This window comes from Streptomyces sp. JHA26 (assembly GCF_002005565.1).
GTDB lineage: Bacteria > Actinomycetota > Actinomycetes > Streptomycetales > Streptomycetaceae > Streptomyces.
The window spans coordinates 39348-63543 of the sequence record NZ_BDJC01000013.1; the positions used below are offsets into that span (position 1 = coordinate 39348).

18 protein-coding genes and 2 pseudogenes are annotated in these 24196 nt (G+C 73.2%); 6 read left to right on the plus strand and 14 right to left on the minus strand.

Annotated features, from left to right (window positions below; all coding sequences use genetic code 11):
- Position 1 precedes the first annotated feature (1 nt).
- From JHAT_RS10825 to JHAT_RS10835, 3 genes are read right to left on the minus strand one after another with little or no spacing between them, the layout of a single operon-like run.
- The gene (locus JHAT_RS10825) at positions 2 to 1285 is read right to left on the minus strand and encodes an ABC transporter substrate-binding protein (RefSeq protein WP_107481897.1); all 1284 of its coding nucleotides are present in this window, start codon (positions 1283 to 1285) and stop codon (positions 2 to 4) included.
- Complete coding sequence (locus JHAT_RS10830) at positions 1285 to 2118, minus strand: carbohydrate ABC transporter permease (RefSeq protein ID WP_077797882.1); 834 nt, start codon at positions 2116 to 2118, stop codon at positions 1285 to 1287. Before JHAT_RS10830 ends, JHAT_RS10825 begins: the two co-directional genes overlap by 1 nt.
- The gene (locus JHAT_RS10835; protein ID WP_077797883.1) at positions 2115 to 3050 is read right to left on the minus strand and encodes a carbohydrate ABC transporter permease; all 936 of its coding nucleotides are present in this window, start codon (positions 3048 to 3050) and stop codon (positions 2115 to 2117) included. Before JHAT_RS10835 ends, JHAT_RS10830 begins: the two co-directional genes overlap by 4 nt.
- Before the next feature lie 276 nt (positions 3051 to 3326).
- Between JHAT_RS10835 and JHAT_RS10840 the strand changes: the two genes are divergently transcribed.
- Positions 3327 to 4190, plus strand: a complete 864-nt coding sequence (locus JHAT_RS10840) for a phosphotransferase enzyme family protein (protein ID WP_077797884.1) — start codon at positions 3327 to 3329, stop codon at positions 4188 to 4190.
- A gap of 25 nt (positions 4191 to 4215) precedes the next feature.
- Here the strand turns inward: JHAT_RS10840 and JHAT_RS35235 are convergent.
- Positions 4216 to 4461: pseudogene (locus tag JHAT_RS35235) on the minus strand (3'-5' exonuclease); the annotation flags it as partial.
- Between the two features lie 439 nt (positions 4462 to 4900).
- Here JHAT_RS35235 and JHAT_RS10850 point away from each other — a divergent pair.
- On the plus strand, positions 4901 to 6400 hold the full coding sequence (locus JHAT_RS10850; RefSeq protein ID WP_077797885.1) for a S1 RNA-binding domain-containing protein: 1500 nt from the start codon (positions 4901 to 4903) through the stop codon (positions 6398 to 6400).
- Positions 6401 to 6409: 9 nt separating this feature from the next.
- Here the strand turns inward: JHAT_RS10850 and JHAT_RS10855 are convergent, their stop codons facing one another.
- From JHAT_RS10855 to JHAT_RS10865, 3 genes and pseudogenes are all read right to left on the minus strand, one after another.
- Positions 6410 to 7123: a 3'-5' exonuclease gene (locus tag JHAT_RS10855; protein ID WP_077797886.1), complete on the minus strand. Its 714-nt coding sequence runs from the start codon at positions 7121 to 7123 to the stop codon at positions 6410 to 6412.
- Between the two features lie 86 nt (positions 7124 to 7209).
- Positions 7210 to 7515 (minus strand): annotated as a pseudogene (locus JHAT_RS10860) (exonuclease domain-containing protein); the annotation flags it as partial.
- Positions 7516 to 7628: 113 nt separating this feature from the next.
- Positions 7629 to 8876, minus strand: coding sequence for an SAV2148 family HEPN domain-containing protein (locus tag JHAT_RS10865; protein WP_077797887.1), 1248 nt, complete (start codon positions 8874 to 8876; stop codon positions 7629 to 7631).
- A 344-nt stretch (positions 8877 to 9220) separates the two neighbouring features.
- On the opposite strand from JHAT_RS10865, the gene glgX reads away from it, so the two are divergent.
- A complete protein-coding gene (gene glgX, locus JHAT_RS10870; protein WP_077797888.1) occupies positions 9221 to 11338 on the plus strand; it encodes a glycogen debranching protein GlgX in 2118 nt (705 codons plus the stop codon).
- 105 nt (positions 11339 to 11443) lie between these two features.
- On the plus strand, positions 11444 to 13843 hold the full coding sequence (treY, locus tag JHAT_RS10875) for a malto-oligosyltrehalose synthase (RefSeq protein ID WP_077797889.1): 2400 nt from the start codon (positions 11444 to 11446) through the stop codon (positions 13841 to 13843).
- A 139-nt stretch (positions 13844 to 13982) separates the two neighbouring features.
- Here the strand turns inward: treY and JHAT_RS10880 are convergent, their stop codons facing one another.
- The 3 genes from JHAT_RS10880 to JHAT_RS10890 all read right to left on the minus strand — a co-directional run bounded on the left by JHAT_RS10880 (position 13983) and on the right by JHAT_RS10890 (position 16488).
- A complete protein-coding gene (locus JHAT_RS10880; RefSeq protein ID WP_077797890.1) occupies positions 13983 to 14423 on the minus strand; it encodes an SSI family serine proteinase inhibitor in 441 nt (146 codons plus the stop codon).
- Positions 14420 to 15745 carry a M14 family zinc carboxypeptidase gene (locus JHAT_RS10885; protein ID WP_077797891.1) on the minus strand — a complete coding sequence of 442 codons (1326 nt, stop codon included), beginning with the start codon at positions 15743 to 15745 and terminating at the stop codon, positions 14420 to 14422. The genes JHAT_RS10880 and JHAT_RS10885 overlap by 4 nt, the downstream gene beginning before the upstream one ends.
- A 191-nt stretch (positions 15746 to 15936) precedes the next feature.
- Positions 15937 to 16488 carry a DUF1707 and FHA domain-containing protein gene (locus JHAT_RS10890; protein ID WP_077797892.1) on the minus strand — a complete coding sequence of 184 codons (552 nt, stop codon included), beginning with the start codon at positions 16486 to 16488 and terminating at the stop codon, positions 15937 to 15939.
- Between the two features lie 174 nt (positions 16489 to 16662).
- Here JHAT_RS10890 and treZ point away from each other — a divergent pair, with 174 nt between their 5' ends.
- Entirely contained in the window at positions 16663 to 18408 is a 1746-nt protein-coding gene (gene treZ, locus JHAT_RS10895) for a malto-oligosyltrehalose trehalohydrolase (protein WP_077797893.1), read from the plus strand.
- An 18-nt stretch (positions 18409 to 18426) separates the two neighbouring features.
- Here the strand turns inward: treZ and JHAT_RS10900 are convergent, their stop codons facing one another.
- The 3 genes from JHAT_RS10900 to JHAT_RS10910 all read right to left on the minus strand — a co-directional run bounded on the left by JHAT_RS10900 (position 18427) and on the right by JHAT_RS10910 (position 21364).
- Positions 18427 to 19377: an aminoglycoside phosphotransferase family protein gene (locus tag JHAT_RS10900; RefSeq protein WP_077797894.1), complete on the minus strand. Its 951-nt coding sequence runs from the start codon at positions 19375 to 19377 to the stop codon at positions 18427 to 18429.
- A 110-nt stretch (positions 19378 to 19487) separates the two neighbouring features.
- Positions 19488 to 20618: an aminopeptidase P family protein gene (locus tag JHAT_RS10905; RefSeq protein WP_077797895.1), complete on the minus strand. Its 1131-nt coding sequence runs from the start codon at positions 20616 to 20618 to the stop codon at positions 19488 to 19490.
- A 161-nt stretch (positions 20619 to 20779) separates the two neighbouring features.
- On the minus strand, positions 20780 to 21364 hold the full coding sequence (locus JHAT_RS10910) for a PDZ domain-containing protein (RefSeq protein ID WP_077797896.1): 585 nt from the start codon (positions 21362 to 21364) through the stop codon (positions 20780 to 20782).
- Between the two features lie 158 nt (positions 21365 to 21522).
- On the opposite strand from JHAT_RS10910, the gene JHAT_RS10915 reads away from it, so the two are divergent.
- Positions 21523 to 21930 carry a hypothetical protein gene (locus tag JHAT_RS10915; protein WP_107481899.1) on the plus strand — a complete coding sequence of 136 codons (408 nt, stop codon included), beginning with the start codon at positions 21523 to 21525 and terminating at the stop codon, positions 21928 to 21930.
- Between the two features lie 25 nt (positions 21931 to 21955).
- On the opposite strand, the gene cyc2 is transcribed toward JHAT_RS10915, so the two are convergent.
- A complete protein-coding gene (gene cyc2, locus JHAT_RS10920; protein ID WP_077797897.1) occupies positions 21956 to 24139 on the minus strand; it encodes a germacradienol/geosmin synthase Cyc2 in 2184 nt (727 codons plus the stop codon).
- Positions 24140 to 24196: the final 57 nt, after the last annotated feature.

The window sequence follows — 24196 nt, forward strand, 5'->3', positions numbered from 1 at the left end:
GTCAGCGCTGGTAGCGGGCGAGTACCAGGTTGCCGTCCTCCTCCAGCCTCTCGCGCAGCTCCGCCATGCCGATCGCTCCGCTGTAGTACTCCTGGAGCGCGGGGGTGGCCACCTTGTCCTTCCACTCGGCGTAGCCGCGGACGGACTGCGCGGGCGCCGGGCGCAGGTGGGCGGCGAGGGCGGTACCGGTGGCCCAGCCCTTCCCGGGCGTGTGCAGGGCGGGGTCCTCCAGGGCCCGGGTGCCGGTGGGCAGCATCCAGTCGCCGAGGGCGAGGCGGACCATGTTGTCCGGCTGGAGGAGGAAGTCGACGAACGCGGCGGCCTCCTCCTTGTGCGGGCTGTCCTCGGCGATCGACAGGGTCTGCGGGCTGACGCCCTGGGCGAGCCCGTCGGCGCCGGCCGGGGCGGGCAGGACCTGCCAGTCGAAGCCCTCGGGGGCCTGCTGCTCGATCTGCTGGCGGTAGGAGAAGCCGAGCGGCACCATCGCGTACCTGCCCGCGAAGAAGCCGGGCAGGGTGTCCGAGCCGCCGCTGCCCAGGGTGGAGGCCGGGGCGCTGCGGTCGCGGCCGACCTGGTCGTGGATCGTGCGCGGCACCACCTGGTCGGCCTCCTCGAACCGGACGGTGACCCTGCCGTCCGCGTCCCGGTGGAACAGCCGGCCGCCGGCGGACAGCGACAGGTTGAGCGTGGCGGACACGGGCTCCTTGAGCGGCCAGGCCACGCCGTACGTCCCGTCGCCGCTCAGCCGCTCGGTCACCTGCCGGAACTCCGGCCAGGTCCAGGGGCGTTCGGGCGTCGGGATCCGGACGCCGGACTTCTCCAGCAGGGCCGTGTTGGCGATCAGGACGCGGGGTTCCTGGAGGAACGGCACGCCGTAGACGCCGTCGCCGAAGGTGACCGTCTCCCAGCTGTGCGGGGGAATGTCGTTCTTCAGCCGCCGGGGCAGCAGGTCGGTGAGGTCGGCGAGGTAGCCGCCGTAGGCGAAGTCCGCGAGGTCGTCGGAGGCGTCGTGGATGATGTCGGGCGCCTCGCCGCCCTCGAAGGAGGTGAGGAGCTGGTCGTGGACGCTGTCCCAGCTGCCCTGGACGTACTCGACCCGCACGTCCGGGCGGGCCGCGTTCCACTCCTCGACCAGTTCCTTGTTGGCCTCGACGGACTCCTCCTGCCAGGCCAGGGACTGGAAGCGCAGGGTGATCCGGCCGTCGTCGGCGTCGCCGCCCGCGCCGGTGCAGGCCGCGAGCAGCAGGGCGAGCGCGACGAGCACGGTGGTGGTCCTGGTGCGCATCAGCTCTTCACCGCCCCGGCGAGCATGCCGCCCGTGATCCGCCGCTGGATGAGCGCGAACACGACCAGCGAGGGCAGTGTCGCGAGGAAGGCCGCCGCCGCCAGCGGACCGAGGTCGGCGACGCCCTCGGCGCCGATGAAGTGGGTGAGCACGACCGGCAGGGTCTGTTTCTCCGGTGTCTTCAGCAGCACCAGCGCGAAGAAGAACTCGTTCCACGCGGTGATGAACGCGAACAGCGCCGTCGCCACGATCCCCGGCGCGAGCAGCGGCGCGGTCACCGAGACGAGGGTGCGCAGCCGCCCGGCCCCGTCGACCGCCGCGGCCTCCTCCAGCTCGGCCGGCACGGCGCGGACGTATCCCGCGAGCATCCACAGCGCGAACGGCAGCGACCACACGACGTACACCATCACCAGCCCGGGCACGGAGTTGATCAGCCGGAGGTTCTTCAGGACCAGGAAGAGCGGGATGATCAGCAGGACGAAGGGGAAGGCCTGGCTGACCACGACCCATCCGGTGGCCGCCCGGGTGAGCCGGCCGCGGCGGCGGGCCATGACGTACGCCATCGGCGTCGCGATCAGCACGGCGATCACGGCGGCGCCGAGCGCGGCGACCAGGGAGTTGAGCGCGGCGTGCAGCAGCGGCTGCTCGTCGAAGGCCTGCCGGAAGTTGTCGAGGGTGGGGTTCTCCGGGATCCAGGTGGGGTGCAGGCTCGCCAGCTCGCGCGGCGGTTTGAACGCGGTGGACAGCAGCCACAGGAACGGGAAGGCCAGGAAGACGAGATAGGCGAGCAGCGCGGCGTACTGGCCCGCGCGGGCTCCGGTCGAGGTCCTCACGCGTCGTCACCTCCCCTGAGCCGGCCGACGAGGAAGACGGCCAGCAGGACCGAGATCACGGCGACCATGACGCAGCCCATCGCCGCCGCGTAACCGAACTGCCCGTACCGGAAGGCCTCCTCGTAGGCGAAGAGCATGGGCAGCCGGGTCCGGCCGCCGGGACCGCCGTTGGTCAGCACGTAGACCAGGGCGAAGGAGTTGACGTTCCAGATGAGGTTGAGCGCGGTGACGGCGAGCGCGACCGGTCTCAGGGCGGGCCAGGTGACGGTGCGGAAGCGGCGCCAGGCTCCGGCGCCGTCGACCGCGGCGGCCTCGTGCAGCTCGCGGGGGGTGTTCTGCAGGCCGGCGAGCAGGGCGACCGTGGTCTGCGGCATGCCGGCCCAGACGCCGACGACGATCACGGCGGGCAGGGCGGTGGCCAGACCGCTGAGCCAGTCGCGGCCGTCGCCGAGCCCGAGGTCGCGCAGGGTCTCGTTGAGGATGCCGGCGTCCGGGTTGTAGACGAGCCGCCACATGATGCCGACGACGACCTCGGGCATCGCCCAGGGGACGATCGCCAGGGCGCGGGCCAGCCAGCGCAGTCGCAGGTTCTGGTTCAGCAGCAGGGCGAGGCCGAGCGCGAGCAGGAACTGCGGCACGGTCACGCCGAGGGCCCACACCAGCCCGATGCGGAACGACTCCCAGAACAGCGTGTCGTGCAGCAGGTCCTGGAAGTTCAGGGCGCCGATCCACCGGGTGGGCTCGGTGCGGCCCGACTGGGCGTCGGTGAACGCCAGCAGGATGCCGTAGAGCAGCGGTCCGACGCTGAGCACCAGGATGGGGATCAGCGCGGGCAGCACCAGGAACCAGGCGCCGTGGTCGGGGCCGCGCGGTGGCCGGTCCCCGCCGGGCGCGCGGCGCGCCGGTCCTCTCACCTCGGTCACCGATGTCACGTGGTCAGCCCCTTCGCACGGCTCGGACGGGCCTGGTCATGGTCGTCAAGGCGCTGTGCCCCGTCAAGGGACCGCGCACACGCTCCCACCTGTGCGAATGCGACACTGGCCGTCGGATGGCGGGATTTCGGCGGTGGACGCGCACGGCCGGCGTGTGCCGTACCCCGGCGGAGTCCCGGGCCGTCCCCGGCGGCCGCACCGGCTCAGGCGCTTCGCACCTGCCCGGGCGACGGCGGGGCGGCGACGACGGACCGGAGCGGACACGGAGGACGGACGATGGACGAGGCACGGGCGCGGGAGGTGCTGGCCGCGGCGGAGGTGCTGCCCGGCCCGGCGCGGGAGGCGCGGCTGCTCGCCCTCGGCGAGAACGCAGTCTTCGCCGCCGGCGACCTGGTGGTCAAGGTGGGCCGCGACGCCGAACTCCTCGGGCGGGCCGGCCGGGAACTGGCCGTCGCGGTGTGGCTGGAGGAGGCCGGTGTGCCGGCGGTGCGGGCGGCCCGGCCGGAGGCGCTGACGGTCGACGGGCATCCCGTGACCGTGTGGCACCGGCTGCCCGACGCGGTGCGGCCCGCCGAGCCGCGGGACGTGGCGGAACTGCTGCGGCTGGTCCACGCGCTGCCCTCCCCCTCCTTCGCGCTGCCGCCCCGCGAGCTGCTGGGCGGGGTGGAACGCTGGCTGCGGCTCGCCGGTGACGCGATCGCCCCCGCGGACGCGGCGTACCTGCGCGAGCGCCGCGACGGCTTCGCGACGGCCGCCGCCGCGCTCACCCCCCACCTGCCGCCCGGCCCGATCCACGGCGACGCGCTCCCCCGCAATGCGCACGTCGGCCCCGACGGTCCGGTCCTGGTCGACCTGGAGACCTTCTCCGCCGACCTGCGCGAGCACGACCTGGTGGTGATGGCCCTCAGCCGGGACCGCTACGGGCTGCCCGCCGAGGCGTACGACGCCTTCACCGCGGCCTACGGCTGGGACGTGCGCGAGTGGGACGGCTGCGCGGTGCTGCGCGGGGCCCGCGAGACGGCCAGCTGCGCCTGGGTGGCCCAGCACGCGCCGAGCAACCCGAAGGCACTGGCCGAGTTCGAACGCCGGGTGGCGTCGCTGCGGGACGGGGATCCGACGGTGCGCTGGTACCCGTTCTGACGGCCGGGCGGGCGGGGCCGGGTCGGACCGGCTCGCCGGCCGGTTGGCGGACCGGCCACGCCCCGTCGACGACGGCCGCGGCGGCGCCCTTGCGGCGCAGGAAGCTCTGGAAGTCGGCCGCCCACTCGGCGTACCACTCGATCTGGCGGTGGTGCGGCTCCACCGGTCCGAGGGCGGCGACCTCGGGGTGGCGGCCGGCTGTCGCGAAGGCCGGCCGGGCCGCGGCGAGGGCGTCGGCCGAGGCGTCGTGGGTGGCGTCGAGCGGGACGCCGTTCAAGTACTACGAGAGCTCACGGCGCACCGGCCCTGGGCGGCAGGCGTCCGTCCGTGACAACCGTGCGGTGGAGAAGGCCGCCAAGCGTGGAAACGCCAGGTTTCTCTCTGTGCCTCGGTATACAGCCTTCCGCGACGTCGGATTGCGCGGCTTGTCTCCCGACGGGACCGCGGATGTGTCCTTCCGGGGCCGTAATACCGAGCGGAATCCCGTCATGGCGGAAACCAGCGGCTCTCCCAGGCAGCCAACCGAAACGATCGCGTCACTCGCATCGATCGCCGCTGATCGATGCGGCCTGATGCAGCACGGTATCCCGCTTGCAGAAGGTGATCGCGATGGCCATCCTCAAAGGCGGCGATGCGCCGGCCCTCGCCCTACGCTCCCGATCACGAGATCGACTGCTGAGCGAGCATCGTCAACAATTACGGGGAGCAACGTGCCGCCTTTCGTCTACCGGATCGCCAAGTACGACCCTGCCGACCGCAACGAGCACGGCAGCTACGTCGGCGCTGAGGACACGACCGACGACCACGGACCGGTCGAGACTGCATATCTGCAAGCGGTTGCCGCCTTCGCCGAGGACACCGGCGTCAACCACCTGGCCATTCGTGAGCCGGGGATCTCCGGCCTTGCCCACTTCGGTCTGGAGCCGGCGGTCGACGGTCACGGCCTTGCCGAGCTCTTCCCACCCGACCTCAGCGGGTTCCACGACGGTGCGGAGGTGCCCCTCTCCGTCGGTCTGGAGCTGGTCCGTGTCATGCTCCGCGAAAACGGTGCCTGGTGCCGTCTGGCGGTGGAGGACACGTTCGACGTGCAGGTCGGCTGGGACCAGTACCTCTACGTCAGCAGCGACAAGCCCTGCGAGCGCGCCGTTGCCCACACCCGGGCGCTCGGTCTCTTCCCGGAGCGGCTGGAGGCCTCACCCTACGACGCGGACTTCGACGAGCCCGGCGTGCAGCGGCCCGCCGACGAGGACTTCTGGGCCCTTCTGCGCTGGTCCATCGTCATGCGGCACGCAGCGATACTGGAGGAGGGGTACATCCACAATGCCTCCCGCTGGCACCGCCTCACCGAAGACACACTCGATGCGGTACGCGCCCGACTCACCCCGCGTGCTCAGTTGACCGTCTGGCCCGACCTGTCCACCGATGTCGACGCGGTCCTCGCCTCGCTTCCCGAGGAAGGTCCGGTGGAGTTCGTGTGGGAGGACGAGAACGGGGCTCTCTCCAGCACGACGGCCGACGAGTCCGACTACAAGGAGCTGGCCGCCCGCGTGGCAGGCGCCCGTGCCGCCATGGCCCTGTCTTTGACCCTCGACGAACGCCACCCGCTGTTCACAGCCGTCCTGCCCGACAGCGACGGCGTCCTGCGCGCGCGGTGGCGGACCGAGCCGACGCCGAGTGACCGGAACTGGGCCTTTCTGAAGAGTCTCCGCCGTGGACAGACCCTCACCGGCACAGTCACAGAAATCGCCAGCTTCGGTGTGACCTTTGTGGACATCGGCGGCTTCACCGCGATGATCAACATTCCCGAGCTGTCCTGGCGCCGTTTCGATCACCCCTCCGACGTCGTCAGTGTCGGCCAGGAGATCTCGGCCGAGATCCTCGACGTCGACCTCGTGAGGGAGCGCGTGTCGCTTTCCCTGAAGGCATTGCAAGAGGACCCGATGCCGCAGTTCATTCAGCAGGTCGGCCAGATCACGAACGGCATCGTCACCAAACTCGTCCCGTTCGGAGCCTTCGTCCGTATCGAAAACGGGGAGGACGGCCTCGAAGGCCTGGTGCACCTTTCCGAGCTGGCGGAAGGACGCGTGAACCGGCCCGAGGACGTGGTACAGGTAGGAGACACCCTCACCGTGAAGATTGTGGACGTCGACCTTCCACGGCGTCGGATCACCCTCTCCCACCTCCAGGCTCTCGCACCCGGAGAGGGCTGACCCGCGCGGTCATCGCCTCCGGGGTATGAGTGGCCAGGCCGGCTCGACGACTGCCTTCGGATCCGCAGTCCGCCGCAGATAGGCCTGCAAAGAGAGCGACTGTTCAGCCGCCGCGCGCACCTGGAGGTCATGCAGATCCGTCAATGGCATCAGGCCGACGGGCTGGTGCTTCTCCCCCATGCGTCGTACCACCCGAGCAGCGGCCACGGCATCGGCCCTCGCGTTGTGCGCGTCATCGAGCGACACGCCGTAGTGAGCGCACAACGCGTGGAGGGCCCGCTTGCCCTTCCGGTACTTGTCGACATGCTTGTCGATCACCAGCGGATCGATGACGGGCGCAGGCACACTGCCCAGCCGCTCGCTGACCGACTCGACCTCGTAGCGCCGACACTCGCGGTCCAGCAGTGACAGGTCGTAGCGTGCGTTCATCACCACCAGCGGCGTCCCAAGACGCAGCCCCTCGGCGACGGTCTGCGCGATCTCCTCGATGGCGGAGGCAGCAGGTGCCCCGTGCTCGCGAGCGTGGGCCGTCGAGATGCCGTGGATCGCCGACGCCTGTTCCGGTATCGCCACTCCTGGATCGAGCAGCCAGGTCCGTTCCTCTACGACGGCTCCGTCCGGATCCAGCTGCACGACCGCCGCCGTCACAATGCGGTCGGTCTCGACGTCGGTGCCCGTGGTCTCCAGGTCGAAGGCCATCAACGGCCCACTGATCCAGCTCATCAGGCGGCCCTCGTTCCAGCATGGGCTGCCGGCCGGTGTCGCGCCTCGCCATGAGACGCCCGAGACGTGCCTGGCGTGCGGGGACAAAAGGCCCCGTCGTAGGCGACGACCGGAACGCCCGCCTTCCAGTGGCCGGTGAGGACGTCGGCGACGGCGTCGGCGACCTGGTCGGCGGGGCGGCCCTCGGTGGCCGCGCGCTCGTTGCTGATGCCGTGCACCGCGACCGCGTCCGCCGGGATCTCCACGCCGGGATCGGCCGGCCATTCACGGCGGCCGAGCGGCGTCCCGCCCCTGACCTCGATCACGGCGCCGGTGACGATGCGCGCCTCGCGCGGATCGGTGCCCGTCGTCTCCAGGTCGAAGCCGATCAGCAGCTCCCGGTGCCAGCCCATGGGCGGTCCCCTCCTCGGTGGTGCGTTCCCCCAGTGGTTTCCACCTTCGCACGGGCCACTGACAATCCGGGGATCACCTTCCGTCCGCACCGGCGCCGGCCCTCCGGCGGCGCTCAGGACACCGGTCGCGAATCCGCCCACATCGTCTCGAACTCCTCGCGATAGGTGGGGAAGAGTCCGCCTTCGTCGGCCTGGTCCGACTTCACGACCTTGCCGCCGTTGCGTCCGTTGCGCAGGACGAGCACCGGCGCCTCCATCCCCCGCGTCCGGCGCAGGTAGGACTGCACGACCGCGATGCCGTCGGCGCCGTCGCCGTCCACGAGGTAGGCCGTGAAGCGGGGGGTCTCGTCGAAGACCTGGATCTCGAAGGCGCCCGGGTCCCGCAGCCGGGAGCGCACCCGGCGCATGTGCAGGATGTTCGTCTCGACGGTGCGGCTCAGCTCGCCGCGCTTGATGCCCAGTTCGCGCTCGCGGCGTTTGATCGCGCTGGAGGCGGGGTTCAGGAACAGCAGCCGCACCCGGCTGCCGGACTCGGCCAGCCGCAGCAGGCGGCGGCCGGAGAAGTTCTGCACGAGCAGGTTGAGGCCGATGCCGAGGGCGTCCAGGCGGCGGGCGCTGCCGAAGATGTCCTCCGCGGGGAACTGGCGCAGCAGCCGGACCCGGTCCGGGTGCACGGCGACCACGTCGGCGTACCGGTCGCCGACCAGGTCCTCCACCGCGTCGACCGGGAGCCGGCGCGTGGACGGCAGGTCGCTGCCCGCGCCGAGGACCTCCAGCAGCCGTGCCGAGGCCCGCTCGGCCTGGTTCAGGACCGCCTCGGACAGCGCCCGGTTGCGGGAGACGACGTTGCGGGTGACCTCCAGCTCGTCCAGGGCCAGTTCCACGTCGCGGCGTTCGTCGACGTAGGGCTCGAAGCAGGGCCAGTGCTGGATCATGAGCTCGCGCAGCTGCGGCAGCGTGAGGAAGCTGAGGACGTTGTCGTCGGCCGGGTCGAGGAGGTAGCCCTTGCGGCGGCTGACCTCGCGGACCGCGACAGCGCGCTGCACCCACTCCTGACCGGCGGGGCCGGCCGCGGCGACCACCCAGTCGTCGCCGTGGACGGGTTCGTAGACCGGCCGCAGCACGGCGGCGACGACGGCGCGCAGCCGCTGCTCGACGAGGTTCAGCCAGATGTAGGCCCGGCCGGCCCGCTGCGCGCGCGTGCGCACCTCGTGCCAGGCGTCGGCGTCCCAGTCCAGTTCCGGACCGATCGCGCCCGCGTTCATGGGCCGCGCCAGGGACACCGCACCGGGCGGGACGTCCGTGGAGGTCCCCTCGTGACCCTCGTCACCAGGGGGCAGCTCCAGCCCTCCCGAGCCCACCCGCGCACCGCCTTCCGCTCCCCCGGAGCATCACCGGGGAGACCCCGTCCCAACGATCAAGGAAGGGTACTCCGCGAGCGGTGCGCGGTGCAGCCCGATGGGCAGGCTGGTTGCACCAACGCCCTTGGGGTACGGGGCCGTTCCGCCCCTTCCCCCTCCGGCGAGTGAGCCGTTTCATAGCGGTGACGTGGTACGGCGCGAGGCCGGCGACCGGAAACCCGCCGGGAACGGATCGGCGCGCGGTGGGTAAGAGGCACGTGAGTGCTAGGTGGTCGCCTCACTTTCGGGGAGACTCGGAGCCCAGGCGTCCGCACCGGCGCCGCACACCTGAAAGAGTCGTGTCCATGCAGGTCTGGCCTGGAGAGGCGTATCCGCTCGGCGCCACGTACGACGGCGCCGGTACCAACTTCGCGGTCTTCACGGAGGCCGCGGACCGAGTAGAGCTGTGTCTGCTGCACGACGACGGCTCGGAGACGGCGGTGGAACTGCGGGAGAGCGACGCGTTCGTACGGCACGCGTACGTGCCGGGCGTGATGCCGGGGCAGCGGTACGGCTACCGCGTCCACGGCCCCTACGCGCCGGAGCGCGGGCTGCGCTGCAACTCCGCGAAGCTGCTCCTCGATCCGTACGCACGTGCGATCAGTGGCTCGGTCCAGTGGGGGGAGGAGGTGTACGGCTACCACTTCGACGACCCCGACCGGCGCAACGACCTGGACTCGGCGCCGCACACGATGTCGTCGGTCGTGGTCAACCCGTACTTCGACTGGGGCGACGACCGGCGCCCCCGGACGGAGTACCACCACACGGTGATCTACGAGGCCCACGTGAAGGGCCTCACCATGCGCCACCCGGGGCTTCCCGAGGAGCTGCGCGGCACCTACGCGGCGCTCGCGCACCCGGCGGTCATCGAGCACCTGACCGAGCTGGGGGTGACGGCGCTGGAGCTGATGCCCGTCCACCAGTTCGTCAACGACCACCGCCTGGTCGACATGGGGCTGAACAACTACTGGGGCTACAACACGATCGGCTTCTTCGCCCCGCACAACGCGTACGCCTCCTGGGGCGACCGCGGCCAGCAGGTGCTGGAGTTCAAGTCGGCGGTGAAGGCGCTGCACGAGGCGGGCATCGAGGTCATCCTCGACGTGGTCTACAACCACACCGCCGAGGGCAACCACCTGGGCCCGACGCTGTCCTTCAAGGGCATCGACAACCCGTCGTACTACCGGCTGACCGACGACCCCCGGTACTACATGGACACCACGGGCACGGGGAACTCGCTGCTCATGCGGTCCCCGCACGTCCTGCAGATGATCATGGACTCGCTGCGGTACTGGGTCACCGAGATGCACGTCGACGGGTTCCGCTTCGACCTCGCGGCGACCCTGGCGCGCCAGTTCCACGAGGTGGACCGGCTGTCGTCGTTCTTCGACCTGGTGCAGCAGGACCCGGTGGTCTCGCAGGTGAAGCTGATCGCCGAGCCGTGGGACGTGGGCGAGGGCGGCTACCAGGTGGGCAACTTCCCGCCGCTGTGGACCGAGTGGAACGGCAAGTACCGGGACACGGTGCGGGACCTGTGGCGCGGCGAGCAGCGCACCCTCGCGGAGTTCGCGTCCCGGCTGACCGGCTCGTCCGACCTCTACCAGGACGACGGCCGCCGCCCGCTGGCCTCCATCAACTTCGTCACCTGCCACGACGGCTTCACCCTGCACGACCTGGTCTCCTACAACGACAAGCACAACGAGGCCAACGGCGAGGACAACCGGGACGGCGAGAGCCACAACCGCTCCTGGAACTGCGGCGCCGAGGGCGACACCGACGACCCGGCGGTGCGGGAGCTGCGGGCGCGGCAGATGCGGAACTTCATCGCCACGCTGCTGCTCTCCCAGGGCGTGCCGATGATCAGCCACGGCGACGAGTTCGCCCGCACCCAGCGGGGCAACAACAACGCCTACTGCCAGGACAACGAGCTGGCGTGGGTGGCCTGGCCGGAGGGCGAGGACGCCGACACCGGGCTGCTGGAGTTCACGCGCGCGATGGTGTGGCTCCGCAGGGACCACCCGGTCTTCCGCAGGCGGCGCTTCTTCCACGGCCGGCCCGTGGAGGGCACCCACGACGAGCTGTCGGACATCGCCTGGTTCACCCCGGAGGGCGCGGAGATGACCCAGCGGGACTGGGACTCGGCGCGGGCGTCGGCCCTGACGGTGTTCCTCAACGGCAACGCGATCTCCGAGCCGGGCCCGCGCGGCGAGCGCATCGCCGACGACTCGTTCCTGCTGATGTTCAACGCCTCGCCGAAGACACTGGACTTCGTGGTGCCGGTCGACCACGGCCGGCAGTGGGAGGTGGTGGTCGACACCGCCCGCACCGAGGGCGTACCGGCCCGGACGGGGACGAAGGTCCAGGCCGGGGACCGGCTGACGCTGGTGGACCGGAGCCTGACGGTACTGCAGCGGCCCGTCTAGGGCCTGTTGCGAGAGTGGCCTCGTCGCCCGGAGGGCGGCCACGCACGGGTGCTCCGGGGAGGGGCCGGTGACACGAAAGCCGACGAGGCGGGTACGTAGCTCTGCATGACACCTGAGCGACCCGACCCGGGGCCCGCGCCCCTCCCGTCCCGGCCCGCCTCCCCGGCTCCCCTCGCCACGTACCGGCTGCAGCTGCAGCCCGATTTCCCGTTCGCGGCCGCCGCGGCGGCCGTGCCGTACCTGGCCTCGCTCGGCGTGACCCATCTGCACCTGTCCCCCGTGCTCGAGGCGGTCCCGGGCTCGCTGCACGGCTACGACGTGGTGGACCCCGAACGGGTGCGCGAGGAGCTGGGCGGCGAGGAGGGACTGCGGGCCCTGGCGCGCACCGCGCGGGAGCACGGTCTCGGACTGGTGGTCGACATCGTGCCGAACCACATGGCGATGTCCCCCCGGCACAACCGCGCCCTGTGGGAGGTGCTGCGGGAGGGGCCGAAGTCGCCGTACGCGCGGTGGTTCGACATCGACTGGGAGGCGCAGGGCGGCCAGGTACTGCTGCCCGTGCTCGGCGCACCCGTCGGCGAGGTGCTGGACGAGCTGCGGGCCGACGGCGACGTGCTGCGCTACCACGACCACGTCCTCCCCCTCCGCGAGGGCACCGCGGACCTGCCGCTGCCGCAGCTCCTGGACGCCCAGTGGTACCGGCCGGTGTGGTGGCGGCTGGCCCGCACCGAGCTGAACTACCGGCGCTTCTTCAGCATCTCGGAGCTGATCGGGGTGCGGGTGGAGGACCCGGAGGTGTTCGAGGCCACGCACGCCACGGTCCTGCGGCTGCTGCGCGAGGGCGTGGTCGACGGGCTGCGCGTCGACCACCCCGACGGCCTCGCCGACCCCGGCGCCTACCTGGCGCGGCTGCACGAGGCGAGCGGCGGCCGGTGGACGGTCGTGGAGAAGATCCTGGCGGACGGGGAGCGGCTGCCCGCGGCCTGGCCCGTCGCGGGCACGACCGGCTACGACGCCCTGCGGCACGTCGACGGGCTCTTCACCGACCCGGTGGGGCACGGAGACCTCCTCGAGCGGTACCGCGCGTTCGCCGCCCCGCGGCCGGACCGCGGCGGGGACTGGGCGGCCACGGCGCGGCGGGCGGCGTACGAGGTGCTCACGCACGAGCTGGCGACCGAGACGGACCGGCTGACCCGGGTGGCGCACCGGCTGTGCGTCGCCTCCCCGCACCCCGCGCTGCGCGACCGGGCGCCGTGGGCGCTGCGCACCGCGCTGCGGGAGTTGCTGGTCCGGCTGGAGGTGTACCGGCCCTACGCGTCGGTGGACGCGGCGTCGGTCGTCACCGAGGAGGCGGCGGCCGAGGCACGGCGCGCGTTCGCGGTGCCGGAGGAGGCCGGTGCGGTGGACGTGGTGCGGGACCTGCTGCTGGGGCGGTTCGGTGACGGGCCGGACCACGTGGAGTTCCGGACGCGGTTCGCCCAGACGGCGTCGGCGCTGCGCGCCAAGTCGGTCGAGGACACGGCGTTCTACCGCTACGTGCCGCTGCTGTCGGCCACCGAGGTGGGCGGGAACCCGGGCGGTCCGGCGGTGTCGCCCGAGCTGTTCCACGCGTACTGCGCGCGCGTGCAGCGCGACTGGCCCGTGACCGGCACGGTCGTGTCGACCCACGACACCAAGCGCAGCGCCGACGTGCGCGCCGCGCTGGCGGTGCTCACCGAGTGCCCGGAACGCTGGGCGGACCTCCTGGCGGAGGTCACCGGCGCCGGTGAGGCGGCGCCGGACGGGCAGCTGGCGTGGGCGGCCTGGCAGACGGTGTTCGGACTGGGTCCCGCGGACGGCCGGCGCGTGGAGCAGGCGCTGCTGAAGCACGTGCGCGAGGCGAAGACGCACACCAGCTGGACCGAGCAGGAGCCGGAGTACGAGGAGGCGGTGGCCCGGTTCGTGGCGAAGGGGCCGTGCGGCCCGCCCGGCGAGCGCGTGGCCGCCTTCCGGGCCGCGCTGGAGCCCCACGTCCGGGCCAACGTCCTCGGCACGGCCCTGACCCACCTCACGATGCCGGGCGTGCCGGACCTCTACCAGGGCACCGAGGGCGAGTACCGGGCGCTGGTGGACCCCGACAACCGGCGTCCCGTGGACTTCCCGCCCGCCGGTGCCGGGGACAAGGACGCGGTGACCCGGGCGGCGCTGGCGCTGCGGGCGCGGCGGCCCGGCGCGTTCGGCGGCACGGCGACGTACGAGGCGCTGCGGGCCGACGGCCCCGCGGCGGCGCACTGCGTCGCGTTCGTCCGCTCCGGCCAGGTCCTGACGGCCGTGACCCGGCTGTCCCTGCGGCTGGCCGGGTCGGGCGGCTGGCGCGGGACGACGCTCGCGCTGCCGCCGGGCCGCTGGACCGACGCGCTGGGCGGCGGCCGGGAGTTCGAGGGCCACACGCGCGTGGAGGACCTGTTCGCGGACCTGCCGGTGGCGCTGCTGGAGCGGGCCGGGACACCGGCGGAGACCGACTGACAGGGTCCGGGCCCGGCGCCCGGCACGTGCACACCCGCCCACCCTGTCGGAGGCGGTCGGCGAGGCGTTCCTGGCCCTGGCGGGCCGCGGGCTGCACCGGCAGTGACGGCGGGCCCGTCCGGTCACCGGCCCGCCCGGCTCACCCCCGCGGGCCCTCCCGCGTCTCGTCCAGAGCGAACACCGCCCCCGTCCGCGCCGTCATGACGCAGGTGTTGGGGAAGGTCCGCGAGTACTCCACGGCCCGGCCCCGCCACTGCCCGTGGGCCTGCGCGGTCACCGGTGCGTAGACCATCGGGCAGTACGTGTCCCGCAGCGGGATGCGGCCGGGGTCCCCGTCCGCCGCGGCCAGCTCCGCGCACGCCTCGGCCGCGCGGGCGTGTCCCCGGGGCGGGTCGCACCGGAGCACGGCGCTGCGGGTGGCGCCGGAGGAGGTGTCGCCCCGGGTGAGCGTGACCTGGAGCCAGTCGCCCGCGGGCTCCGTCGGTGCGGCCGCCCGCGCGGGGGCCGCGCCGACGGCGAGGAGGGCGGCGGTCAGGAGGAGGCCCGTCCGGGCCGCCGCGGTGGTGATGATGTGGGTCATTCCCGGTGCATCGGCACGGCGGGCTCGGATCCCCAGCCCGGCTCACCCGAACGGGAGACCTCGGTCGTGCGCCGCCCGGCCAGGTCGAACGCGGCGAGCACGACGCGGCTCTGGTACTCCGCCTGCCGGGCGACGGGTATCCAGCGGGCCCCGCAGCCGTCGAGGTAGTCGGCGCACCACTCGTCGACGAGCCGGTCCAGCTCCGGCAGCACACCTGCCGGATCGTTTCCGCTGCGGGTCACCAGCTGGTGCAGCAGGCCCGCCGTGCGCAGGGCGAGGCGCCGGCCGGCGATGCGCAGGGCGACCAGGTGGGCGGTGCTCATGGGCGGCAGGGGGCGGCCCGTCCCGTCGTCGGTGTCGGGGTCCCACGCGTCGGCGAGTCCGGGGCAGACCAGCAGGTAGTCGTCGACCGGCGCGAGCAGGCGGGCCGCGTCCGGGCCGTCCGCCGCGTGCGGCCGGAGCCGGGCGAGGAGGCGGTGCAGCCGGCGGGTGTCGTGGCGCAGGGCGCGGCTGACGGAGCGCAGCACCGCGTCCCGGTCGGGCGGGGGCGAGTCGTCCGCGACGGCCGCCACGCCCCACATGGGCGCCTCGACGACCGCGGTGACCGTGCCGTACCGCCGCGGGTGGCACCAGGTCGAGTCGACGGCGGCCTCGGTGATGGCCTGGGTGAGGTCGCCGCGGCGGGGCGGCGGTATCCGGTAGAGGGCGGGGCCGAGGCCGGGCCAGTACAGGGTGTCGTAGGAGCCGAGTTCGCGGGGGATGCCGAGGCGGGACGCGGCGTGGGCCATGCGCTGGGCGAGGCCCGGCAGGTCGTGGGTCAGTTCGGCGAAGCCGCCGCCGACGTCGACGCCGTGCAGGGAGCAGTGCAGGAAGGGCCGCAGCTCGTCCTGGAGGGCGAGCAGGGTGCGGGTCTCCGGCAGCGTGGCGCGGTCGGGGCCGTCGGGCAGCCACTCGGGCTGTTCCAGGAAGCCGGGCCGGAAGAAGTTCCGGGCGTAGCGGCCGAGGGTGTACGGACCGGACAGCCAGCCCTCGTTGCGGCGCAGGCCGTCGGGGTCGGCGCACAGCAGCAGGTTCCAGGTGGCGTCGGCGCCCTCGGTGAGCCGGGGGTCGGCCAGGGCCCGCTCGGCCAGCCGCAGCACGGTGGCGCCGCCCACGGGCTCGTTGGCGTGCGGCCCGGCGACGACCAGGGCCTGCCGGGTGCCGTGGCCGACGGAGAGCAGCAGCAGGGGGGTGCCCGCGCGGGAGGTGCCGACGCGGCGCAGCCGGGCGCTGCGGGGGTGGCGGGTGACGAGCGCGGCGGCCCGGACGCCCAGTTCGTCCACGGTCGGATAGCGCAGGAGGGGCGGCAGGACACACCTCCTCGACGGGGCCCTTCGGTTCACCTGACGTGCGCGGTGTACGCACAGTCAGTCACGACTTCAGGGGTACGTCAACACCGGGAGAAGCAAAGGTGTTTGACCCGCATCGAGGCAGGCCACACGGCGTGAGGTCCAGGCCAGTACTGTGCGGGGGGTCAGTGGGCGGCGAGGCGGAACGACATCTGCCCGAAGCCGATCTGGTCGCCCTCGCGGACCACGGCCGCACCGATGACCCGCCGCCCGTTGACCGTGGTGCCGTTGGTCGAACCGAGGTCGCGCAGCACCCACATGCCGCCCTGGCGGACGAGTTCGGCGTGCACGCGGGAGACCGTCTCGTGGGACAGCCGCAGCCCGTTCGCCGGGTCACGCCCTATGCGCAGCGGATGACCGGTGCCGGGGTGCGGCAGCAGCAGCTTGGGCAGCCGCTCGGCCTGCCAGGCCCGGCGCAGCCGGACGCCGAAACCGGACACCGCCTCGACGGTGCCGAACACCAGGCGCGAGACCCTGCCCTCCGTGGACAGGTCGGCGGTGAGCGCGGCGAGTTCGTGGGAGTGGTGGGCCACCAGCGCCAGTTCCATGCGGCGCATGAAGGTGTCGTGCGACAGGCGGCCCAGGGCGACGCCGTCCCGGAGCGCCTTCAACGCCTTGTCGCGCTCCGCGTCGGACAACCGCGCGGGGGGTGTGGGGAACTCGAAGGACGACGTCACGCAGGTGATTGTCGGTCAGCCGGGTCGGAGTGTCCAGAAAACCGGGAAAGGCCGCCGCACGGGCGCGGGTCGCACGACACCCGTCGCGAACGGTGGTGTTCCCCGGCGGATCGATCACTTTTGCAGGACCATGGACGGGCTACGTCACGGTGAGCAGACGAAGGGGAACCGTCCGTGCAGTTCGAGGTGTGGGCACCGCAGGCCGGCCGCGTGACACTGACGTGCGACGGCGTCACGCGCGCGATGGAGCGCGATCCGGAGCGGCGGGGGTGGTGGTGCGGCCGGGCCGAGGCGCGCGAGGGCTCGCGCTACGGCTTCGCGGTGGACGACGGGCCGGTGCTGCCGGACCCGCGCTCACGGCGTCAGCCGGACGGTCCGGACGGGCTGAGCGCGGTCGTCGACCACGGGCGCCACGCGTGGCGCGCCGAGTGGGCCGGACGCCCGCTGCCCGGCGCGGTGCTGTACGAGCTGCACGTGGGCACGTACACGCGCGAGGGCACCCTCGACGCCGCCGCCGAACGGCTCGACCACCTGGCGGAACTGGGCGTCACACACGTCGAGTTGATGCCGCTGTGCCCCTTCCCCGGCCGGCACGGCTGGGGGTACGAGGGCGTGTCGCCGTGGGCGGTGCACGAGCCGTACGGCGGACCGGACGCGCTGAAGCGGTTCGTCGACCGGGCCCACGGACTCGGCCTGGGTGTCGTCCTGGACGTGGTGCACAACCACCTGGGACCGTCCGGCAACCACCTGCCCGCCTTCGGCCCGTACTTCACGGACACCCACCACACGCCCTGGGGCGCCGCGATCAACCTGGACGCGCCCGGCTCCGACGAGGTGCGGGCGTATCTGGTGGACAGCGCGCTGGCCTGGCTGCGCGACTACCGGCTCGACGGCCTGCGCCTGGACGCGGTGCACGCCCTGGCCGACACGCGCGCGTGCCACTTCCTGGAGCAACTGTCGGCGGCGGTGGACGACCTGTCCGCCGACCTGGGCCGGCCGCTGTTCCTGATCGCCGAGTCCGACCTGAACGACCCGCGGATCATCACCCCGCGCGCGGAGGGCGGCCTCGGCGTGCACGCGCAGTGGAACGACGACTTCCACCACGCCGTGCACACCGCGCTGACCGGGGAGTCGCAGGGCTACTACGCCGACTTCGCGCGCGACCCGCTGGCGGCGCTCGCCAAGACGCTCACACGGGGTTACTTCCACGACGGCACCTACTCCAGCTTCCGGGGCCGCGGTCACGGCCGGCCCCTGGACCGGCAGCGCACGGCGGCGCACCGGCTGACCGGGTACAGCCAGACCCACGACCAGGTCGGCAACCGCGCCCGGGGGGACCGGCTGTCGTCCCTGGTCTCCCCCGGCCTGGCGGCCTGCGCGGCCACGCTGACGCTGACGGCGCCGTTCACGCCGATGCTGTTCATGGGCGAGGAGTGGGCGGCGGGTACGCCGTGGCAGTTCTTCACCGACCACACCGACCCCGACCTCGCGGAGGCGGTGCGCAGCGGCAGGCGGCGGGAGTTCGCCGCGCACGGCTGGAAGGAGGAGGACGTGCCCGACCCGCAGGACCCGGCGACGCGGGACCGCTCCTGCCTCGACTGGTCGGAGCCCGGGCGCGAGCCGCACGCGCGCGTGCTGGCCTGGTACCGCCGGCTGATCGCCCTGCGGCACGAGCAGCCGGACCTGACCGACCCCGACCTCGGCGACATCAGGGTGGCCCACGACCGCGAGGCGCGGTGGCTGGCCTTCCGGCGCGGCGACATCCGGGTGGCCGTCAACCTGGGCGCCGAAGAGGCGGCGATCCCGCTGGGCTCCCGTCCCGCGCGCGTGCTCGCGGCGTGGGAGCCCGTGCAGGGGCCGGGCGGGGACGGGGTACTGCGCGTGCCGGGCGAGTCGAGCGTGGTGCTCGTCCAGGAGTGACGTGCCGGCGGAGTCTCCTCAGACGGCGTCGCCCGTGTCTTCCGTGCCGTCCGGGCCGTCCTCGCGGAACTCCGTCACCCGTTCCAGCAGGATCGGCTCCCAGGCGCGGCGCAGCCGGGTGCGCAGCAGGGGCAGGGGCGTGTCCGACCGGCCGGCGAGGGCGTCGGCGAGCTGGACGACCGTGTCGCAGCGGGCCAGCCACAGGCCGCGCAGGCAGGGCCGGGCGCCGTAACCGGCGAGGGTGGCGGCGCGCACGGCGGCGGGAGAGCCGACGGAGAGCGCGAGTCCGGCGATGTCCTCGGCCGGATCGCCGAGGACCGCGTCGGTCCAGCCGAGGACCCCGCGCACCCGTCCGTCGGCGCCGACCACGAGGTGCTCGCCCGCCAGGCCGTGGTGGACGAGGACCGCGGCACCGGGCTGGGCGCCGAGCTGGGCCGTCGCCGCCGCCGTGAGCCGTTCCGGCCGGGCCGGGTCGAACTCGTCGGCCTCGGCGAGACGCCGGGCGGCGCGCTCGGCGGCCCGGCGCAGCGTCTCCAGGGGCCGCGGGGCGGTCCGCGGCACGCCGAGGGTCTCGGCCTGGCGGAGGGGCACTTCGCGCAGCCCGGTGAGCAGCGCCGCCAGGTCGGCCTCGCCGACGGCGGACACGGCGTGCTGCTCGCCCGACCCGCCGGGCACCTTGGCGTCCAGCGTGTACGTCAGCCCCGGCGCCCACTCGCCGTGCGCCACGCTCGTCGGCACCGCGACGGGCAGGTGCGGCCGGACCAGGTCGCGCAGGCGCAGCTCGCGGCGCTGGCGCACGGCGGCCCCGCGGTCGGGGGCCAGCCGCAGCACGTGGCGGGTGCCGACCCACCAGGTGGCGGGCTCGGCGCTCTCCTCGACGGGCCGGACGTCCGGTGCCGCGCCCTCGCTGAGCAGGGTACGGACCAGTCGGCGGACCGTGTCCGCGGTGGGTGTCGGTGCCTGGGCCATGGTCGCGCCGTCGTCTTCCGGGTCTTCGTCTTCCGGGTCTTCGTCTTCTGCGGTTTCGTCTTCTGCGGTTTCCAGGTCGTCCGGCGGAGCCCGGGGCCGTGCGGAGCGGCTCATTCCACCACGACCATCTCCCGGGTCGTGTCGTTGAGGCGCCGGCCGCCGTCCTCGGTGACCGTGACGATGTCCTCGATGCGCACCCCGAACCGGCCGGGCAGGTAGACACCGGGCTCGACGGAGAAGCACATGCCGGGCACGAGGGGCTGTTCCTCGCCCTCGATCATGTAGGGCGGCTCGTGCGTGGTGACGCCGATGCCGTGCCCGGTGCGGTGGATGAAGTACTCCCCGTACCCGGCGTCGGCGATGACGGAGCGCGCGGCCCGGTCGACGTCCTGGCAGGCCGCGCCGGGCCGTACCGCCCGGAAACCGGCCTCCTGCGCCTCGCGCACCAGGTCGTGCACCCGGCGCTCCTCGTCGGTGGGCTCGCCGACGTGGACGGTGCGGGAGGTGTCGGAGCCGTAGCCGTCCTTCAGCCCGCCGAAGTCGAGGACGACCATGTCGCCGTCCTCGATGACGCGGTCGCCGACCTCGTGGTGGGGGTTGGCGCCGTTCGGGCCGGAGGCGACGATCGTGAAGTCGACCTGGGAGTGGCCGAATCGCCGCAGCAGGGCGGCGAGGTCCGCAGCGACGTCGGACTCCCGGCGTCCGCCGAACCGGACCGTGCGGATCTCCTCGAACGCCGCGTCCGCCGCCGCGCCGGCCGCCGCGAGCAGCTCCAGCTCCGCCGCGTCCTTCACGGCGCGCAGCATCGGCAGCGCCTCGGTGAGGGAGGCGTACGAGGTGCCGGGCAGCGTCCTCTGGAGGCCGAGCAGGTGCATCGCCCAGGCGTTGTCGCTGACCCCGAACCGCCCCGAGTCGTCGAGGAGCGCGGCGGTGACGGCGTAGGGGTCCTTGCCGTCGGTCCAGTCGCGCAGGGTCAGGGCGGGCGCGCCGACGGCCTTCTCGGCGTCGGGGGCCTCCAGCGTCGGCACGACGAGGACGGGGTCCCGGTCCGCGGCGAGGACGAGCAGGGTGAGGCGTTCGGTGGCCGCGGTGGGCGCGTAGCCGGTGAGCCACACGAGGTCGGGGCCCGGCGCCACCAGCAGCCCGGCCAGTCCGGCGTCGGCGGCCGTCCGCGCGGCGCGCTCCATGCGGGCCCTGTAGTCGTCGGCGGTGAAGGAAGCAGCGGGCGTGGTGCCGGTCATCCGGGCCTCCTGGGCGGGCGAAGGGTACGGGCAGCATCCTGCCCGGGGCGCGGGGACGACGCGAGCCGGTCGGCGGGCCACTCCGGAGGGCTCGCCCCCCACCGGCACCGATCCTAGTCGCCACACACCGGCCGACCGTTGTTCCGGCCGCCTCCGGGTGGTCACGTGACGACCCCCGGCACGGCCGTCAGCTGCTGGTGGCCCCCGCTCTCGTGGCGCACGGTCAGCTCGACCTCCTCGCCCGGCCGGGCGCGGGCGACGGCGCGGGCGAGGTCGGCGGCCGAGTCGACGCGGGTGGTGCCGAACGCCAGGAGCACGTCGCCCCTGACCAGGCCCGCCGTGTATCCGGGGCCGGGCACGTGGACGCCCACGACCAAGGCGCCCGGCTCCTCGTGGTCCACGGCCTCCACGCCCAGGGTCGCGCCCGCCCGCGCCGGGGACGGGCCGGGGGTGGCCGCCGGGTGCGCGGGGGCGGTCCGGCTGCCGGGCGGTCCTGCCGCTCCCGGCGCGTCGGCCTGGCGTTGCGGGTCGGCGAGTCCGCTCATGCCGATCGCGGTGGCACCCACCGCGCCGAGCCCGATCCCCGCCAGGAGCAGGACCGCGGCGGCGAACAGACCGCACAGCAGGGTGGTGAGCCTCCGGCGGCGCCCGCGCGCGGCGTGCGGGCACCGTACCGGGCCGGGTGTGGTGCCGGCCCCGGGTTCCCGGCCGGGCATCGGCTTGGGTCGCAGCGCAGTCTGTTCCATGGTTCGCCTCCGGGCAGTGCTCTACCCGGCGCTCCGGCCCACGACGAGCCACGAACGAGTGAGACTGACCGGCGGCCGACGCACCCCCCGGTTTTTCTGTCGTGTCCCTGTCCAACATGAATGATCACCGCAGTGCAGGACCACACGGGGAGAACCTCATGCGCAACCGGCGAGCGCTCGCCATCGGCATCACCCTCGGCGCACTCGGCGCACTCGGCGCACTCGGCGCGTGCGGGAACGGCGACGGAGACGGCCACGACGCCCCCGCCGCTGGCAGCAGCAGCAGCAGCCATGATGCTGCCGGGAGCGGCGCGGCCGAGGGAGCCGAGGGGTCCGAGGGGACCGGAGGAGGGCAGCCGGCCGCGTTGAAGGACGGCCACGCCTCGTTCTACGTCGGCCAGGACTTCGCGGTCGTCCCGGTGGGCGACGAAACGGTCCGGGACCTCGAACCGTCCGACCTCGCGTTCCTGTCCTGCGACCCGGACTTCACCGTGCCGAGCGGCTACGGGACGAGGCCCTGGGCCGTCGAGGGCTGCGTGCTGACCGACTACGTGCCGTCCGACTGACCGCTCTCTCTCCCCCCCGGCCGGGTCAGCGGAGCGCGGGAAGCGCGGCGCTCCGCGGGACGGGCACGGCCGGGGGCCGGTCCGGCAGGAAGCCGTGGGTGCGTCCGGCCAGGTACTCCGCCTTGTAACGGTCGACGTTCCGGTGCCAGTTGAGGATGCCGGCCATCCAGTTCTGCAGGTCCGTCACATAGCCCCGCATGATGGCCCGCGCCTCGTCTGACAGCTGGAAGTCGTCGTAGACGACCGGTAGTTCGTGCGCGACGACGTGTTCGAACTGGCGCATCCGCTGGTTCATCAGGTCCTGCACGACGGGGAGCGCGGTCGGATAGTCGATGCCGAAGAAGTTCTGGACGACGAGGACCGCGTTGTGGATCTCCCCCTCGTACTCGATCTCCTTCTGGTACGAGAAGACGTCGTTGAGCAGGCAGGCGTAGTCGATCGCCGCGTTCTCCAGGGAGCGGACGGGACCGCTGCGGTAGACCTCGGGTGGAACCGCCGGTCCGTGTCCGGCGCGGCACAGGCCCAGGGTGAGGTCCGAGCCGAAGGTGGCGCGGCGCATCTCCAGGTAGTCCACCGGGTCGGGGACGCGGTGGTGGATCTGGTTGGCCAGCTCCCACACCCAGGCCTCGGTCATCTTGTCCACGGCCGACTTCAGCGGGCGCCGCTGCTCGGGCGTCATGCCGGCCGTGGTGCGAGCCCACAGGTCGATCAGGGAGCGCTCCATGGCGTTGGCGGGCGGCGGGACCGGTTCGCCGTCGAGCGGCATGCAGGCCGACAGCCGGGCCGTGGTCAGCCGGGCGGCGGCCAGGTCGCGGCGGTGGCCGTGGACGAGCGGGTAGTAGTCGTCGCCGTAGGTGCCGAAGGCCAGCCAGTCGGAGGCGAGGTCGAGCTGGTCCTGGGTGGCGTCCGGGTCCAGGCCCGCGGCGCACAGGGGGAGGTCGCAGCTCGCGAGCTTGTCCTCGTCCCAGACGCCCTCGCCGAGCATGCCCATCCGGTGCGACCACTCGAGGAGGTGCCGCCGGGAACCCTCCAGCGCGGGGCTCAGCTCCAGCGGGAACGGCATGCGGATGTCGGGGATGATCGAGGGCCCGACCTTCCGGAAGGGCACGTGCGTGTGGGGGCGGGTCCGCTCGGCGGCCGCGGCGGCTAGCAGCGCGCCGACGTCCGCGGCGGAGGTGCCGGGGCCGGCCAGTGCCTGCCAACCGGCGGCGGGCCGCGCGCCCTTGTTCATGTACCGGCTGGAGCGCATGTGCCACTCGTGGCCTCCGGACTGCCAGTCCTGGAGGCCCTTCGCGTACAGCCCGACGGCGGCGACCTCGGACGGGGTGAGCCCGTTCTCCAGGGCCACCGCGGGCACCTCGGTGAATGCGGTGTGCTCGAACTGGTGGAGCCGGGAGGTGAGGACGTCGTTGACCATGTCGGCGGCCTGCTGGGTGGTGCAGTCGAAGAACGTCTCCAGGACGAGCACGCCGTTGCTGAGTTCGCCCTCGTCCTCGACCTCCCGCTGGTACGAGAACAGGTCGTTGCGCAGGTGCACGGCGTCGGAGAACGTCTCCATCAGGACCCGCAGCGGCCTGGTCCCGGCGACGGCGGCGGGCACCTCGGCGGTCGCGTACTCCACCAGCCCGGCGGACCAGGGGGCGCCGCCCACCTTGCGGCGCATCTCGATGTACTCGACGGGGTTGGCGATCCGCCCCTCGTTGATGTTGGACAGCTCCCACAGCGACTCGTTGAGGAGGTGTTCGGTGGCGACGGCGAAACGGCGGCGCCAGTCGGCCGACATGGCGGGCACCGTGCGCGTCCACAGGTCGGCGAGGCCGGCCTCGACCGGATTCTCGGGCTCGGGCGTCCCGGCGGCCGGGTCGAGCGGCATGAACAGGGGCAGCCGGTCCAGGTGGGCCTTGCCGGCGACGCGGTCCTGGCTGCGCTTGAACTTCTCCAGGAAGTGGTCGTCGAAGAAGAAGACCCACACGTACCAGTCGGTGATGAGGGAGAGCGCGGGTCCGTCGCAGTCGGGGTGGGTGTAGGCGCAGAGCAGACCGTAGTCGTGAGCGTCGAGGTCGGACTGCTCCCAGACCCCGGAGCCCTCCAGCATGCCCATCTCGCGCGCCCACGCCGTCGAGTGGGCGCGGGCCTCGTCGAGATGCGGGTTGAGCCGCGCGGGATGCGGCATGTAGAAGTGCGGGAGTTCGAAGGGCTGTCGCGTCATGGCCGGGCCCTACCCAGGGGTCCGTGGAAGCATCCACGGGCCGGGACATGATCACAC

Excerpts from the sequence above, each read along its gene's own strand:
- JHAT_RS10910 (WP_077797896.1), bottom strand. The coding sequence starts at position 21,364 with ATGGAACAGACTGCGCTGCGACCCAAGCCGATGCCCGGCCGGGAACCC.
- JHAT_RS10915 (WP_107481899.1), top strand. The coding sequence starts at position 21,523 with ATGCGCAACCGGCGAGCGCTCGCCATCGGCATCACCCTCGGCGCACTC.
- JHAT_RS10840 (WP_077797884.1), top strand. The coding sequence starts at position 3,327 with ATGGACGAGGCACGGGCGCGGGAGGTGCTGGCCGCGGCGGAGGTGCTG.
- glgX (WP_077797888.1), top strand. The coding sequence starts at position 9,221 with ATGCAGGTCTGGCCTGGAGAGGCGTATCCGCTCGGCGCCACGTACGAC.
- JHAT_RS10905 (WP_077797895.1), bottom strand. The coding sequence starts at position 20,618 with ATGACCGGCACCACGCCCGCTGCTTCCTTCACCGCCGACGACTACAGG.
- JHAT_RS10825 (WP_107481897.1), bottom strand. The coding sequence starts at position 1,285 with ATGCGCACCAGGACCACCACCGTGCTCGTCGCGCTCGCCCTGCTGCTC.
- JHAT_RS10900 (WP_077797894.1), bottom strand. The coding sequence starts at position 19,377 with ATGGCCCAGGCACCGACACCCACCGCGGACACGGTCCGCCGACTGGTC.
- cyc2 (WP_077797897.1), bottom strand. The coding sequence starts at position 24,139 with ATGACGCGACAGCCCTTCGAACTCCCGCACTTCTACATGCCGCATCCC.
- JHAT_RS10880 (WP_077797890.1), bottom strand. The coding sequence starts at position 14,423 with ATGACCCACATCATCACCACCGCGGCGGCCCGGACGGGCCTCCTCCTG.
- treY (WP_077797889.1), top strand. The coding sequence starts at position 11,444 with ATGACACCTGAGCGACCCGACCCGGGGCCCGCGCCCCTCCCGTCCCGG.
- JHAT_RS10855 (WP_077797886.1), bottom strand. The coding sequence starts at position 7,123 with ATGAGCTGGATCAGTGGGCCGTTGATGGCCTTCGACCTGGAGACCACG.